Below are 14,084 nucleotides of genomic sequence, written 5' to 3'. Positions count from 1 at the left end.
GCATACCGATGCGTATCAGCAATGACCGCCGCGGGGACGATTTCGAGATCAACGTGATTCCGTTGATCGACGTGCTGCTGACCCTGCTGATGTTCTTCGTGCTGACCAGCACTTTCGTGCAGCACTCGCGTTTGCAGGTGACGCTGCCCAAGGCCAGCACGCAGGATCGCGACATGAATGCGCCGGCGCTGACCATCATGATCGACCGTGACGGTCGGTTCTATGTGGGCAGCGACGAGGTGATGGGCGAGGGCATCGAGCCGCTCAAGCAGGCCATCGCGCGCAACGCCGGCAGTGACCGCGATCGCCCGGTGACGATCCGCGCCGACGCGATGACTCCGAACCAGGATGTGGTGACCGCGATGGATGCACTGGGCCAGCTCGGCTTCACCAGGCTGTCGATCGCCACCACGCCGAGCAAGCCGGGCGCGGATCAGTGAGCAGCCAGAAAACCGGCGTGTGGGATGCTGAGAGCTGGCGCGTCTACAAGCGCCTGCTCGGCTACTCGCGAAAATACTGGGCCATCGGCCTGGTTGCGCTGGTCGGCATGATCCTCGACGGCGGCGGCCTGGCGATTTTTACCAATCTGCTGCGGCCGATGATCGATGATCTGTTTGCCCGGAAAGACGCCTATCTGATTTTCTGGATGCCGATCTGGATCATGGGCATCTTCTTCGTGCGCTCCTGCGGTACCTTCGTGAGCGACTACGGCATCTCGTACATTGGTCGCCACGTGGTGCAGACGATGCAGCACGATGTCTTCGCCGCCTACCTGAAGCTGCCGGCCGCCTTTTTTGGCAAGGAACCTTCGGGTCAACAGGTTTCGCGCATCACCTATACGAGCGAGCAGGTCGCGTCGGCGGCCACCGACGCATTGAAAGTGGCGGTGACCGATGGCTTCACCGTGATCTTCATGTTGCTGGTCATGTTGCACAACAGCGCCTACCTCACGCTGTCGTTGCTGATCATGGTGCCTGCGATTGCCGTGGTTGCCACGGTGGTCAGTCGCCGTTACCGGCAGATCAGTCGACGCATCCAGGGCAGCATGGGTTCGGTCACCGGCACCGTGGAAGAATCCGTGGGTGCGCATCGCGAAGTGCGTATCTACGGTGGACAGGAGCATGAGGCCGGCCGCTTCGACGAAATTACCCGGCACACCCGTCGGCTGAATCTGAAGATTGCAGCTACCAATGCGGCATCCAGTTCCACCATCCAGATGGTGGCCGCGACTGCGCTGGCCGCGTTGGTGTTTCTGGGTACGCGTCCGCAGATCCTGAGCGTAATGTCGCCGGGCGTGTTCTTTGCAGTGCTCACGGCAATGGGCTCGATGATGCCATCGCTCAAACGCCTGACTACCGTGCAGGGCAATATCCAGCGCGGCCTGTCCGCTGCGGAAGATCTGTTCGAGGTCATCGACATGCCGCCGGAGGTGGACCACGGCCGTCGCGAATTGACACGCACACATGGCGATTTGCATTTCGAGGCAGTCACCTTGATGTATCCGCGCAATGACTTCGAGGCGTTGCGCGGGATCGACTTGCATTGCGCGGCCGGCACAGTGACTGCACTGGTTGGACGCTCCGGCAGCGGCAAGAGCAGCCTGGCCAGCCTGCTTCCACGTTTCTATGCGCCGACTACCGGTCGGATCGTGCTGGATGGCGAGGACTACCAGGAATACACACTGGATTCGCTGCGCCGGCAGATCGCCTGGGTAGGGCAGAGTGTGGTGCTGTTTGACGACACCGTCGCCAACAACATTGCCTATGGCGAGCTGGCTGGTGCAAGCGAGGCGGATATCGTGGCTGCCGCCGAAGCGGCGAACGCGATGGAGTTCATTGCGCGCATGCCGCTAGGCATCCATACGCAGATCGGCCAGAGCGGCAATACGCTGTCCGGGGGACAGCGGCAGCGCCTCGCCATTGCGCGCGCGATCCTCAAGAACGCGCCGATCCTGGTACTCGACGAAGCCACCAGCGCACTCGATACCGAATCGGAGCGGCTGATCCAGCAGGCCCTGCAGCGCCTGATGAAAGATCGCACCACGCTGGTGATTGCGCATCGCTTGTCGACAGTGGAAGGCGCCGGACAGATTGCGGTGATGGACCAGGGCTGCATCATCGAGCGCGGCACGCATGCCGAGCTGATCGCGCTGAACGGACAGTACGCCGCGCTGCACCGCATGCAATTCCACGATCATGCCGATCAACAGGCTGGCGACTGAGGACCATCGATGGCGCTGGTCGACACGCTCGAATCAGCCTGGTACGGCAACGGCTCCGCACCGTGGTGGGCGCGGCCACTGGCCGCGCTGTATGGGATCACGATGCGCCTGCGTCGTGGGCTTTATCGGCATGGCTGGTTGCGCAGTACGCGCCTTCCGGTGCCAGTTGTGGTCGTCGGCAATGTCAGCGTGGGTGGAACCGGCAAGACGCCGCTGACCATCGCGGTGGTCGAGGCCTTGCGCGCCCGCGGTTATCGCCCTGGCGTGGTCAGTCGTGGTCATGGCGGCAGTCAGCGTGAACCGCTTCTGCTGAGTGAAGCACCCGATCCTGCCCAGGTTGGCGATGAGCCTTGCCTGATTCGTGCCAGTGGCATCCCCGTGGCGGTTGGGCGTGATCGTCCGGCCGCCGCACGGCTGCTTCTGGACGCTGGCTGCAATGTGGTGGTGGCCGACGACGGCTTGCAGCATTACGCGCTCGCGCGGGATGTCGAGATCTGCGTGATCGATGGCGTGCGTCGTCTCGGCAATGGCCGACTGCTGCCGGCCGGTCCGTTGCGGGAGCCATTGAGCCGATTGCAGCGAGTCGATCTTCGCGTCTGCAATGGCGGTGTTGCAGCGACGGGTGAATACCCGATGCAGCTGCGCGGTGGCGAGGTGCTGGCCTTGGCGGATGCCCGACGGCAGCCCTTGGTCAGTTTCGTTGGCCAACGTGTGCATGCGGTGGCTGCGATCGGCAATCCGCAGCGCTTCTTCGACAGCCTGCATGCGGCAGGCATCGAAGTCATCGAGCATGCATTTGCCGATCATCATCGGTTCGCGGCGGCCGATCTGGCCTTTGCGGAAGATCTGCCGGTGCTGATGACCGACAAGGATGCGGTGAAGTGCCGGCAGTTCACCCAGCCGCACTGGTGGCGGGTGCCAGTGCAAGCCGAATTGCCATCTGCCTTTTTCGATGCGCTGGACCAGCGCATCGAGGCGTCAAATCGTCACTGACTCGCCGCCCACATAGACCTCGCGCACCAGCGATCCGCCGATCCAGTAACACAGCTCGGCAGGGCGCTTTGCCTGCCACACCACCAGATCCGCCCTCTGACCGGCAACCAGGGTGCCGCGATCGTGCAAGCCCAGCGCATGTGCTGCGTTCACGGTGATGCCGCGCAGTGCTTCTTCCGGCGTGAGTCGGAACAGCGTGCAGGCCATGCCGGCAGCCAGTCGCAGCGACAGCAGCGGCGAGGTACCCGGATTGCAGTCGGTGGCGATCGCGATCGGTACCCGGTGCTCACGCAGCAGCACAATCGGCGGCAGCTTCGTTTCGCGCAGCGCGTAGAACGCGCCGGGCAACAACACCGCCACGGTGCCGGCTCGCGCCATCGCCGCGATGCCGGATTCGCTCAGGTATTCCAGATGATCGGCCGACAGTCCGCCGAACTCGGCAACCAGTGCAGCGCCAGTCTGATCGGAAAGTTGTTCGGCATGCAGTTTCACCGGCAGCCCGAGCTGCTGCGCACGCTCGAACACACGACGGGTTTCCTCGCGGGTGAAGCCGATGTTTTCGCAGAACGCATCCACAGCATCGACCAGGCCTTCGGCGGCGAGAGCTGGCAGCAGCTCGTCGCAGACCAGGGCCACATAGTCGTCGCGACGATCCTTGTACTCCGGTGGCAGCGCATGCAGGCCCAGGAAGCTGGTGCGTACGCTGATGCCCAGCTCGCGGCCGATACGCCGTGCCACCCGCAACATGCGGCGCTCGCTTTCCAGCTCCAGGCCATAGCCGGACTTGATCTCCAGCGTGGTTACGCCGTCGGCGAGCAGGGCCTGTGCACGCGGCAGCGACTGCGCGAACAACTGCTCCTCGCTGGCGGCACGGGTGGCATTGACGGTGGAAACGATGCCGCCGCCGGCGCGCGCAATCTCCTCGTAGCTGGCGCCGTTCAGGCGCAGGTCGAATTCCTGCGCACGATCGCCGCCGAACACCAGATGGGTATGGCAGTCGATCAGCCCCGGCGTGACCAATGCACCATCCAGCGATTCCACGGCCATGGCCAGCTCGTTCGGTGCCGCCGGCAGCGCGTCCATGGGGCCGATCCAGGCGATGCGACCGTGATGCAGAGCGATGGCGCCATGTTCGATCAGGCCACAGGGTGCGTCGCCAACGAATGTCGCCAGCGTGGCATTCAACAGCAGTCGATCCCAGCGTGGTTCGCTCATGCTTGTGGTGGCTCGGTGGGTGCATCGTCCACTGGCGCAGCCGTCTCGGCGAAGGCGCTCGTATTGCCGACGTGCTGTAACGCATCGGCTTCCAGACGGGCCTTTTCTGCGTTTTCCGCATGGGCGGCCTGCTGCTTCTCAAAGTCCTGCACCATGCGCTCGGCGAAATCCTTGTAGACCGGAGTCGGGCAGAACAAGGATGCCGCGGCGCGCGCCAGCAGGCAGGCGGCCATGATCGGGATCACCATGTCCTGGTTGTCGGTCAGTTCCATCGCGATCACCGCCGAGGTCAGTGGCGCGCCAGTGACCCCCGAGAGATAGGCACTCATGCCCAGCAGCACCACCGTGCCGGCCGGCACGCTGGGCAGGAAATAGGCGATGTTGTGGCCAAGCCCGGCGCCGACCGCGAGTGCGGGCGAAAAAATGCCGCCAGGAATGCCAGCCCAGTACGAAAAGACATTCGCAAGCAGTTTGGCAATGCCGAAGGTCTGCCCCGGCGTGACGGCTGCTTCCTGTACAAAGGCGCGTGCCTGGTCGTAGCCGGTGCCATAGACATTGTTGTGCGAGAACAGCCCGATCAGCGCCAGTGCCAAGCCGCAGCCGCCGGCGAACAGTACGGGCGCATGCGAGCGCAGACGGCCGATATAGGCCAGCGGCCCGTGTCGGCTGAGCAGGATCAGCCGTGCGAACAGGCCGCCCAGCAAGCCGCAGATGACACCAGTGAGCAGCACGGCCAGCCATGCATGACCCAAGGGCAGGCTGGCCTGCACCTGGCCGAAGTAGGAGTAATTGCCCATGATGCCGAGCGAGACAACGCCACCGACGATCACCGCAGTCAGCAGCAGACCGCTGAAGCGATGTTCGAACGTCCCGGCCAGCTCCTCGATCGCGAACACCACGCCGGCCAGCGGGGTATTGAAGGCGGCGGCGATGCCGCAAGCGCCGCCGGCAAGGATGAAACGCGATGCCGCCTTGGGGTCGCTGAAGCCGAAGCGCCGGCCGAGCGAGTAGAACAGGCCGGCACCGACATGCACGGTCGGCCCCTCGCGCCCGATCGACGCACCGACGGCCAGCGCGATCAGGGTCAGCACCATCTTGCCGACCGCGATCGGCAGCGCCAGCATGCGGGCACGGAAGCCTTCGTCTTCAATATGCAAGGTACCGATCACCTGGGGGATGCCGCTGCCGCGGGTGGCGCGCAGCCGCCCCTCGGTGACCCAGGCGAGCAGGCCGAACACGACCGGCGTGACGATCAGCGGAATCCATGCGCCGTAGCTCAGCATTCGCTGAAACAGGTGGTAGGACCAGTCGCTGGCCTTGGCAAACAGGATGGCTGCAAGCGCCACCACGACCGCGCCGATCCACAGTGCGAGGCGTCGTTTCCACTGGTTGGGCGCAAAGAACTCGTGACCGAGCAGAGCCTGCAGGCGCGGATTCGAAGAGGGTGAAGCGGACTGGGCTGGCTCGGTCATTTACTCATTATCGCAGACCCTGCGTCGCGATCGACAGGCAACCTGTCAACTAACGTGGCCGCCAGCGCGTCTCGTACAGGTCGAAGCGGCGATCTTTCAGGTTCTGCACCGCGCCGGCGTTGCGCGCGCGGGCCAGGCTTTCCAGCCGCAGGTCGGCGAACAGCACGGTCTCGATGTTCGGCGTGGAATCGGCGGCGATGCCGTCGCGCGCGAACGGGAAGTCGCTGGGGGTGAGGATGCAGCTCTGGCCGTACTGGATGTCGAAATTGTTGACGCCGGGCAGGTTGCCGACGTTGCCGGACAGCACCACGTAGCACTGGTTCTCGATCGCGCGTGCCTGCGAACAATAGCGCACGCGCAGATAGCCCTCGCGCACGTCGGTGCAGAACGGCACGAACAGGATCAGCGCGCCCTGGTCGACGAGATGCCGCGCGACTTCCGGGAATTCGGAGTCGTAGCAGATCATCACGCCGATCGGCCCGCAGTCGGTAAGCACCGTCGCCGCGCTGTCGCCGCCGGTGATGTTCCACACGTTGCGCTCGCTCGGCGTGGGATGCAGCTTCTCGCGCTCGTGGATCGAACCGTCGCGCAGGCAGACGTAGCAGACGTTGTGGATGTCGCCGTTCGGCTGCTCGGTAGGATGCGAGCCGGCGACGATGTTGATGTTGTAGTGCACCGCCAGGTGACTGAACAGTTCCTTCACCTGCGGCGTGTAATGGCTGAGCTTGCGGATCGTGTCGAACGGCGACAGCTCCTCGTTCTCGATCGACAGCAGCTGCAGCGTGATCAGCTCGGGGAAGGTGACGAAGTCGGCGTTGTAGTCGGCGGCGATGTCGGTGAAGTATTCGACATGGGTGGCGAATTCCTCGAACGACTTGATGCGTCGCTGCTGGTACTGCACTGAGGCCACCCGCACCGAATCGGGCAGGCGCTGGGTCGAGGGGATCGACGGCATGTCCGGGTGGTCGAGCAGGCGCGGGTTGCGCCAGACCAGGTGCACGGCATAGCCGAGCGAATCGTAGTCGGACGGCACATAGGCACGCAGCAGCCCGATCGCCTCGAAATCGTTGTTGAGCTGGAAACTCAGGGTGAGATCGCGCCGCTTGCCCTCCACCACGGCCTGCACGTACGCATCGGCGGTCCCGTAACGCGCCATGTTCTTCGCCAGGCCCGGGATGCGGCCGCCAAACACGATGCCGCGCAGCTTGAGGTCGATGCACAGGCGCTTGCGCGCCTGATACAGCCGCTGGCCAATGCGCATGCCGCGGTAGTCAGGATGCACCACCACTTCCATGCCGTACAGCCAGTCGCCATCGGGTTTGTGGCGCGAGCCCATGCCGCCGCCGGTGATCTGCATCCAGGTGTGCGGCGCCAGTGCGGTGGCTTCGTCGATGCGGAACGTCGCGCAATAGCCGACGATCGTGCCCTCGTATTCCACCACGAACTGGCCTTCGGGGAAGTGCGTCTGCTGGGAGCGCAGCATCTCCGCCGAGTGGCCCCATTCCAGGGTGTAGATTCGCCCGGTGAGTTCAACCAGGGCCGGCACGTCGGCAGGAGTCGCCTGCCGCAACAGCAGTTTGGGTGTGTGCTCATTCGTCTTCTTGGCCATCACACGATTATGCATAGGGCGGCGCAGGCTCGAGTGAAGAGGATGTCATCAGCCCGGTTACACTGCGCGACACCAGAACGGGAGCAGATTCATGAGTGATAGCGCAGCCATCCGCAGCTTCAAGGCCGGCCAGCTCTGGCAACCCGGCGGCTGGCAAGCTGATGACGTGCTTGGCGTCGATGCGGGTGGACGTCTGGTCAAATCTGCGGCTACTCCAGCCGAGCCGCTGGGCGCATGGGCACTGCCCGGCATGCCGAACCTGCATTCGCATGCATTCCAGCGCGCGATGGCCGGGCTGGCCGAACGCAAGGGCAGAGTCGACGACAGCTTCTGGAGCTGGCGCGAGACGATGTACGCGTTCGCCGCCGCGATCGGTCCGGATGAACTCAAGGCAATTGCCGCCCAGCTCTATGTCGAGATGCTGAAGGCGGGCTACACCCAGGTCTGCGAATTCCACTACCTGCATCACCAGCCGGATGGCACGCCGTACGCGCAGTCGGAGACGATGTCGCTGGCGCTGATCGAGGCGGCGCGCGAAGCCGGCATCGCGCTGACCCTGCTGCCGGTGCTGTACATCAGCGGCGGCTTCGACGGCCGCGCGCTTACTGCGCGGCAGCGCCGCTTCGGCCACGGCGTGGCAGGTTACCTGCGCCTTCTCGACACGTTGCAGAAACTCGAAAGTGCCGATCTGCGCATCGGCATCGCATTGCATTCGTTGCGCGCAGTGCCGGAACAGGCGATGCGCGAAATCTTCGCCAGCGATCTGGCGAAGACCTGTCCGATCCATATGCACATCGCCGAACAGATTGGTGAGGTGCAGGACTGTCTCGCCACGCGTGGCGCACGTCCAGTCGAATGGCTGTTCGATCATGCCGAGGTGGACGCGCGTTGGTGCCTGGTACACGCGACGCATCTGACCGCCGCGGAGACCGCGCAGATTGCGCACAGCGGTGCGGTGGCGGGGTTGTGTCCTACCACCGAAGCGAACCTCGGCGACGGCCTGTTTCCGCTGGCCGAATATCTGGATGGCGGTGGCGTGCTCGGTATCGGCTCGGATTCGCACATCTCGATCTCGCCAGTCGAGGAGTTGCGCTGGCTGGAATATGGACAACGCCTGTCGACGCGCCATCGCAATATCGCCGCACGTCGCGAAGGCGACAGTGTCGGTGAAACGCTGTGGCGTGCCGCACTGCATGGCGGTGCGCGAGCGTCGGGCCTGCCGATCGGCGAGTTGCGAGAGGGTGCGCGCGCCGACCTGATCGTGCTGGACGAAACTTCGCCGCTGCTTGCCGCGCGCGATGCGCGTTCGTTGCTCGACAGCTTCCTGTTCGCGGGCAACACGCCACTGGTGCGTGACGTGATGGTCGGTGGCCGCTGGCAGGTACGCAACTTCCGCCACCGCGATGAAGAGCGCATTGCGGCACGCTATCGCGAGGTGGTGGGGCGGCTCGCCGGCAGTTGACGATGCAGGACCGGTGTCGGCGCCAGGGGCTGAAAGGGACGAGTTTCCTGTTCAGGCTCAGGTGATCGAGATGAACACCAGCCATCGGCGATTGGCGTGCAGGTCATCGCGGAGAATGAGCACACGTTTCTGGTGACACATCCCCAAGGAGGAGTATCCCCATGCGTCGCGTCGTCTCGGCCTTGTTCTTTTCCGCACTGCTGTTGATCGGCAGTGTCTCGCTAACCGGCTGCATCATGGTGCCGGCTCGCGGTTATCCGGCGCGCGTCTGGGTGCCTGGATACTGGGGTCCGACGCATGTCTGGGTCGGTGGTCACTGGCATTATCGTTGATGAAGCTGCGATTGCCTGCCAGAAGTTGCGCCAGCCCTGCCGCTGGCGCAACCCCCTTCCGCTTGCTGCCTGAACTGCTTACGGGGTCGTCGAGGAAGTCGATGACACCGGGTGCTGAGCCTTGAACTGCTGCCACTGCTGCTGGCGAGCCTGCTGCTGGGTCTTGAACGTGGCCAGCTGTGCCTTCTGCGGTGCGGTCAGCACGGCATAGATCTGCGCCGTGATGTTGGCACGCTGCTGCACGCGTGCCTGCGCAGCCGTGCCCTCAGCCTGTGCCAGGCTGGCTGCTGCGGCCTGGTAGCCGACCTGGTCCGGGGTCATCGACCTGAACGCGCTGCGCTGCTGCTGGAGTGCCTGGCGCTGTGTCTTGTTCTGGGTGAAGCTGGTCGTGACGATCTGCTTGATGCTGGCGCGCTGGGCATCGGTCAGGTTGAGTTTGTTCAAGGCCAGGAACTGGCCATGTCCATGGGAATGCCAGCCGCCGTGCGGACCGCCCGTCTGGGCTGCGACAGTGAATGAGGTGGCGGCTACGGCCGATGCCAGAATCAGGCCGAGAAAGATGCTCTTGCGCATGGGTAGTACCCTTTGTCGTTGGGGGGAGTGATCTGTTACGTCCATTAGACGACCATGCTGCGTATATGTTCTTTGCCGAAGGGTAAAGATGGGTAAAGACCGTGGTGCTAGTGCCCGCACGCGGCTTGAATGAATGGAAACCAAGCGGCCACCATGTCCAGAATCCTGATTGTCGACGACGACCGCGCACTGTGCAGCCTGCTGACCGAATACTTGCAGCGTGAAGGCTTTGTCGTGGATGTCGCGCATGACAGCGTGACGGCATTGGCACAGCTGCACAGCCAGGCGCTGCGACCTGATTTGTTGATCCTCGATGTAATGATGCCGGGCCGTGACGGCCTGGAAACCCTGCGCGAACTGCGGCGGCAATACCGGCTTCCGGTCATCATGCTCTCCGGACGCGGCGAAGCGGTGGACCGGGTGATCGGGCTGGAGCTGGGCGCGGACGATTACCTCGCCAAGCCCTGCCTGCCGCGCGAATTGCTGGCACGCGTGCGTGCACAACTGCGACGCAATGCACCGGGTGTGGCCGGGACCCTGCAGGTGGGCACCCTGTGCCTTCAGCTTGCCGAACGACGCGCGTATGCCGAGGACAGCGAGCTGTCGCTGACCGGCGCCGAGTTCCTGCTGCTGCAGGCGCTGGCGCAGCGCGCGGGCGAACTGGTCGACAAGGCGGTGCTGACGCGCATGGCACTCGGGCGCGAGCTGGAACGCTTCGATCGCAGCGTCGACGTGCATGTAAGCCGGCTGCGCCACAAGCTGATGGAGGCTTCGGCGCAGGCCCCGCGGATCGAGTCGGTACGCGGGGCGGGATATGTGCTGGTCGTGGGTGCGCCATGAATCCGTTCAAAAGCTCGTTGTACTGGCGCCTGCTGGTCTGGTTCTGCGTAGCCAACCTGTCGGTACTGTTCCTGGGCGGCCTGCTGACGCGTGGCTTCATCGACTACACCACGGCGCGCGAGATCAACTGGAGCGCGCTGGCCCAGGGTGCGGATCAGGCTTATGAGGGTGGCGGCACAGCGGCTCTCGCCGACTGGTCCGTGCAGCAACGCCAGGATGGCATCGAAGCCACCCTGTACGAAAAGGGACAGCCGCTGTATCCGATTCGGTTGCACGCATCCATCGCGAAATCGTTGCCGGACTGGCTCGGTGCGGACAGCGATACTGTGCTGCAGCCGTGGCCAGGCATTTACGTCGCCGTGCAGAAGGTGGTCGGCAGCGACGGTCAGGTCCGGCAACTGGTGGCGTTGAGCCGGACCCACGCAAGGCTGCCACCGCGGACCCGACAGGCGATCGTGCTCGGTGTCCAGCTGGTGTTGTCGCTGTTGTTCATCGCATTGCTGGGCTGGTGGGTCGCGCGCAGCGTGGCCAGGCCGGTCGAGGCGTTGCGCCATGCGACCCGGCGGATGGCCGCCGGCGATCTTTCAGCCCGGGTCGGCCACGAGGGCAGCATGGCAACCGATGAACTGGCTCATCTGGCACTCGATTTCGATGCCATGGCGGAACGCATCGAGGCGCTCGTGACGCACGATCGTGGCGTGCTGCAGGACCTGTCGCACGAACTGCGTTCGCCGCTGGCACGCCTGCATCTGATTCTCGATCTTGCACAACGCAGCACCGATGCCAATGAGGCGGAAACGTATTTTCGCCAGGCCGAGCAGGAGATCGCCCGACTCGATCGGATGACCGGGGAAATGCTCACGCTGTCGCGTCTGGAAGGGGGCATCCCGGGGATCGAGCGCGAGCGTCTGGCACTGGTCGAGCTGCTGCAGGGTTGCATCGCCCAGGCCGGTCTGGAAGCCGATGCACGTCAGGTGCGGCTGCAGTTGATGCCCAGCCAGACGGCCTTCGTGCTCGGCAGCGCGCTGCTGCTGGAGCGCGCGCTGGACAACCTCATCACCAATGCGATCAAGTTCAGCCCCGCAGGCCGCAGCGTGGAACTCGCCGTGCAGGTTCACGATGGCATCGCCGAGCTGTCCATTCGCGATCATGGTCCAGGTGTGCCCGAGGCTGAACTCGATTCGTTGTTCCGACCCTTCTTCCGCGGCAGCAACGCCGCGCTCACCGATGGGCATGGCCTGGGCCTTGCCATCGTGCAACGCGTGGTAAAGGTGCACGGCGGCGAGATCCACGCCCGCAACGGCGAAGGCGGTGGTCTTGAAGTGCTGCTGCGGCTGCCATTGGCCGCTTCCGTCGGGACGGCGTGATGGAGTGAGACACCGTCTGGCGATCACCCTCGACACCAAGTCGCCAGCGACGCCGTATGCGCGAGTGACAAGGGGAGTTCAGCCGGTTCCAGTCTCGCGCGCAAGGTGCAGGTCGTTGAACTTGCGCCGTTCGACCAGTTCAGTGACATGACCGGCGGCATCGCGACGGAAGATCAGCAGGTTTCTTTCGTCGTCGGTGCCCATGAATACATCCCGGGCGATCGGTTCGATCCGGTTGAATGGTCGACCGGCCTTGGTGACGTAACCGAGCACACCATCTTTCACGCTGACCGACCACGCACGATCGGGACCATAACGGTAGCTACCGGTGTAATCGTCGAGCGCAAGTCCGCCGACCGTAAGCTTCGGTGGCGGTGTCGGAATCGTCACATCCGCATAGCCGGCAAGCTTCCACGTGCCGGCTTGCCTGATGAAAGTCAGCAGCGACTGATAGCGCACCACGAATTTCTGGTTGAAGATGCTCTCGCGTTCGTACTCTTCGACGCGCAGCAGTGCCGTATCGCCGTATTGCTGTACATGCGGATCGCGCAGTTCGATGCTGCCGGAAAACCCGGCCGGGAAAGGTTGCAGCGACGCCACGGCATCCTTCTTGTGCTGGATGCGACCGAATTCGTCGATGAGCACTGCGTCATCGGCAAGCGTCCGTTGCCACACATCCTGTTTGCCGAGTGGAATCGCGTCCACCCAGGCCTGGGTGATAGCGACCAGCTGATCGCGCAGCACGGTGGGTGCTTCTGCAGCGTCCAGCGTCGGGACCTGCAGCGCAGTGAGGCATGCCAGTGCCGATACCAGCCAGTGCGTCCGCATGATCACTTCTCCACGATATGTGCATGAGTCTGCAGTCGATATGTGGAACAGGCATGTGCACGAAGTCACGTCGGCGCCGGTTTTCAATGCTGCCGACACGCTTCGCAAGCGGCAGCCGATTTGCAACACTGCATAGCCGTGACATTGACCGGATTTTTCATGCGCTCGTCCTCGCTTGCCGCCGTGGGTCTCGCACTGTGCGCAGCGCTGTTCTTCACGCTGACCTATGTGCTCAACCGCAGCCTGGTTGCCGGGGGCGGCCATTGGGCATGGGCGGTGATCCTGCGTTACCTGATCACGCTGCCGCTGCTCGCCATGGTGTTGCCGATGCAGGGCGGTCTCGGCGAGTTGCCGCGCGAACTGCGTCGGCATTCGCGCGCCTGGCTGTTGTGGAGCAGCGTCGGTTTCGTGCTGTTCGGCATCCCGTTGACCTGGGCAGCCAGCAGCGGGCCGTCATGGCTGATCGCGGGAAGCTTCCAGACCACGGTGCTGGCCGGACCGTTGCTGGCACCACTGATCTATCGTGACGAACGACGCCGACTGGCATGGCGCACGCTGGCGATCGGTGCGCTGATCGTCGCGGGCGTGTTCGCCCTGCAATGGGGTCATGCGCAAGGTCAATTGCATGCCGGTGACTGGCTGGCGATCGCTGCGGTGGTGCTTTCCGCGTTTGCCTACCCGCTGGGCAACCGCAAGCTGCTGCTGCACCTGGAGCATGGCGAAAGCCATATCAATGCGGTGCAGCGGGTATTCGGCATGACCTTGTGCAGCTGGCCGCTGTGGCTGGTGTTCACCGTGATTGCCTGGTGCACGATCGGACCGCCGACCCTGCGCGAGGCGTTGCTGGCCGGTGGCGTAGCGCTGTCGTCGGGCACGGTTGCCACGGTGTTGTTCTTCCGCGCCACCGACATGGTGCGCAGCGAGCCGACTGCCTTGGCTGCGGTCGAGGCCATGCAGGCGGCCGAGCTGCTGTTCGCCACCATGCTCGGGGTGCTGTTTCTCGGCGAGGCGTGGCCGCATGGCTATGCGTTGTTCGGAGCGCTGGCGATCATCGTCGGCATCGCATTTTTTGGTTGGGTCAGCGGGCGTGGTGCGGCTGGCAATGATGAAGCGGTACGCGTATTGCGCAGCGATCGAAGCGCCTGATACCGACGAGGCAGTCGCTGCTCAAG

The 14,084-nt window shown here is 64.0% G+C and carries 13 protein-coding genes; 8 read left to right on the top strand and 5 right to left on the bottom strand.

Annotated elements, in window-relative coordinates; genetic code table 11:
- Positions 1 to 8: 8 nt before the first annotated feature.
- Genes B0E50_RS07200 through lpxK form a run of 3 tightly spaced genes read left to right on the top strand, consistent with a single transcriptional unit; the run spans position 9 to position 3,214 of the window.
- Positions 9 to 440, top strand: a complete 432-nt coding sequence (locus B0E50_RS07200) for a biopolymer transporter ExbD (protein WP_077440504.1) — start codon at positions 9 to 11, stop codon at positions 438 to 440.
- A complete protein-coding gene (gene msbA / locus B0E50_RS07195) occupies positions 437 to 2,221 on the top strand; it encodes a lipid A export permease/ATP-binding protein MsbA (RefSeq protein ID WP_077440503.1) in 1,785 nt (594 codons plus the stop codon). The genes B0E50_RS07200 and msbA overlap by 4 nt, the downstream gene beginning before the upstream one ends.
- A 9-nt stretch (positions 2,222 to 2,230) precedes the next feature.
- Positions 2,231 to 3,214, top strand: a complete 984-nt coding sequence (gene lpxK, locus B0E50_RS07190; protein ID WP_077440502.1) for a tetraacyldisaccharide 4'-kinase — start codon at positions 2,231 to 2,233, stop codon at positions 3,212 to 3,214.
- On the opposite strand, the gene hutI is transcribed toward lpxK, so the two are convergent.
- From hutI to B0E50_RS07175, 3 genes are read right to left on the bottom strand one after another with little or no spacing between them, the layout of a single operon-like run.
- Positions 3,200 to 4,429 carry an imidazolonepropionase gene (gene hutI, locus B0E50_RS07185; protein WP_077440501.1) on the bottom strand — a complete coding sequence of 410 codons (1,230 nt, stop codon included), beginning with the start codon at positions 4,427 to 4,429 and terminating at the stop codon, positions 3,200 to 3,202. The genes lpxK and hutI overlap by 15 nt on opposite strands.
- Positions 4,426 to 5,901: a chloride channel protein gene (locus tag B0E50_RS07180; RefSeq protein WP_077440500.1), complete on the bottom strand. Its 1,476-nt coding sequence runs from the start codon at positions 5,899 to 5,901 to the stop codon at positions 4,426 to 4,428. The genes hutI and B0E50_RS07180 overlap by 4 nt, the downstream gene beginning before the upstream one ends.
- Positions 5,902 to 5,950: 49 nt before the next feature.
- A complete protein-coding gene (locus tag B0E50_RS07175) occupies positions 5,951 to 7,510 on the bottom strand; it encodes a bifunctional GNAT family N-acetyltransferase/carbon-nitrogen hydrolase family protein (protein WP_077440584.1) in 1,560 nt (519 codons plus the stop codon).
- A gap of 91 nt (positions 7,511 to 7,601) precedes the next feature.
- Here B0E50_RS07175 and B0E50_RS07170 point away from each other — a divergent pair, with 91 nt between their 5' ends.
- Together B0E50_RS07170 and B0E50_RS18165 are read left to right on the top strand one after the other, a co-directional pair.
- The gene (locus tag B0E50_RS07170) at positions 7,602 to 8,972 is read left to right on the top strand and encodes a formimidoylglutamate deiminase (protein ID WP_077440499.1); all 1,371 of its coding nucleotides are present in this window, start codon (positions 7,602 to 7,604) and stop codon (positions 8,970 to 8,972) included.
- A 161-nt stretch (positions 8,973 to 9,133) separates the two neighbouring features.
- The gene (locus B0E50_RS18165) at positions 9,134 to 9,304 is read left to right on the top strand and encodes a hypothetical protein (protein ID WP_168170838.1); all 171 of its coding nucleotides are present in this window, start codon (positions 9,134 to 9,136) and stop codon (positions 9,302 to 9,304) included.
- 78 nt (positions 9,305 to 9,382) lie between these two features.
- Here B0E50_RS18165 and B0E50_RS07165 read toward each other — a convergent pair whose 3' ends face one another.
- Entirely contained in the window at positions 9,383 to 9,877 is a 495-nt protein-coding gene (locus tag B0E50_RS07165) for a Spy/CpxP family protein refolding chaperone (RefSeq protein ID WP_077440498.1), read from the bottom strand.
- Between the two features lie 153 nt (positions 9,878 to 10,030).
- Between B0E50_RS07165 and B0E50_RS07160 the strand changes: the two genes are divergently transcribed.
- A complete protein-coding gene (locus B0E50_RS07160; protein ID WP_077440497.1) occupies positions 10,031 to 10,717 on the top strand; it encodes a response regulator transcription factor in 687 nt (228 codons plus the stop codon).
- On the top strand, positions 10,714 to 12,084 hold the full coding sequence (locus B0E50_RS07155; RefSeq protein WP_077440496.1) for a HAMP domain-containing sensor histidine kinase: 1,371 nt from the start codon (positions 10,714 to 10,716) through the stop codon (positions 12,082 to 12,084). Before B0E50_RS07160 ends, B0E50_RS07155 begins: the two co-directional genes overlap by 4 nt.
- A 78-nt stretch (positions 12,085 to 12,162) precedes the next feature.
- Here B0E50_RS07155 and B0E50_RS07150 read toward each other — a convergent pair whose 3' ends face one another.
- Positions 12,163 to 12,912: a nuclear transport factor 2 family protein gene (locus B0E50_RS07150; protein ID WP_168170837.1), complete on the bottom strand. Its 750-nt coding sequence runs from the start codon at positions 12,910 to 12,912 to the stop codon at positions 12,163 to 12,165.
- A 159-nt stretch (positions 12,913 to 13,071) separates the two neighbouring features.
- Here B0E50_RS07150 and B0E50_RS07145 point away from each other — a divergent pair, with 159 nt between their 5' ends.
- The gene (locus tag B0E50_RS07145; RefSeq protein WP_077440495.1) at positions 13,072 to 14,058 is read left to right on the top strand and encodes a multidrug resistance efflux transporter family protein; all 987 of its coding nucleotides are present in this window, start codon (positions 13,072 to 13,074) and stop codon (positions 14,056 to 14,058) included.
- The last annotated feature ends 26 nt before the right edge of the window (positions 14,059 to 14,084 follow it).

The sequence above is a fragment of the Rhodanobacter sp. C01 genome, from assembly GCF_002001045.1.
Classification (GTDB): Bacteria; Pseudomonadota; Gammaproteobacteria; order Xanthomonadales; family Rhodanobacteraceae; genus Rhodanobacter.
Note: the sequence above shows the minus strand (reverse complement) of the source record. Positions and strands in the feature narration are given on the sequence as shown.

What these genes read in the sequence shown, in the direction of transcription:
- B0E50_RS18165 (WP_168170838.1), top strand. Translation starts at nt 9,134, where the DNA reads ATGCGTCGCGTCGTCTCGGCCTTGTTCTTTTCCGCACTGCTGTTGATC.
- hutI (WP_077440501.1), bottom strand. Translation starts at nt 4,429, where the DNA reads ATGAGCGAACCACGCTGGGATCGACTGCTGTTGAATGCCACGCTGGCG.
- B0E50_RS07170 (WP_077440499.1), top strand. Translation starts at nt 7,602, where the DNA reads ATGAGTGATAGCGCAGCCATCCGCAGCTTCAAGGCCGGCCAGCTCTGG.
- B0E50_RS07175 (WP_077440584.1), bottom strand. Translation starts at nt 7,510, where the DNA reads ATGGCCAAGAAGACGAATGAGCACACACCCAAACTGCTGTTGCGGCAG.
- lpxK (WP_077440502.1), top strand. Translation starts at nt 2,231, where the DNA reads ATGGCGCTGGTCGACACGCTCGAATCAGCCTGGTACGGCAACGGCTCC.
- B0E50_RS07200 (WP_077440504.1), top strand. Translation starts at nt 9, where the DNA reads ATGCGTATCAGCAATGACCGCCGCGGGGACGATTTCGAGATCAACGTG.
- B0E50_RS07155 (WP_077440496.1), top strand. Translation starts at nt 10,714, where the DNA reads ATGAATCCGTTCAAAAGCTCGTTGTACTGGCGCCTGCTGGTCTGGTTC.
- B0E50_RS07165 (WP_077440498.1), bottom strand. Translation starts at nt 9,877, where the DNA reads ATGCGCAAGAGCATCTTTCTCGGCCTGATTCTGGCATCGGCCGTAGCC.
- B0E50_RS07150 (WP_168170837.1), bottom strand. Translation starts at nt 12,912, where the DNA reads ATGCGGACGCACTGGCTGGTATCGGCACTGGCATGCCTCACTGCGCTG.
- B0E50_RS07160 (WP_077440497.1), top strand. Translation starts at nt 10,031, where the DNA reads ATGTCCAGAATCCTGATTGTCGACGACGACCGCGCACTGTGCAGCCTG.
- B0E50_RS07180 (WP_077440500.1), bottom strand. Translation starts at nt 5,901, where the DNA reads ATGACCGAGCCAGCCCAGTCCGCTTCACCCTCTTCGAATCCGCGCCTG.
- B0E50_RS07145 (WP_077440495.1), top strand. Translation starts at nt 13,072, where the DNA reads ATGCGCTCGTCCTCGCTTGCCGCCGTGGGTCTCGCACTGTGCGCAGCG.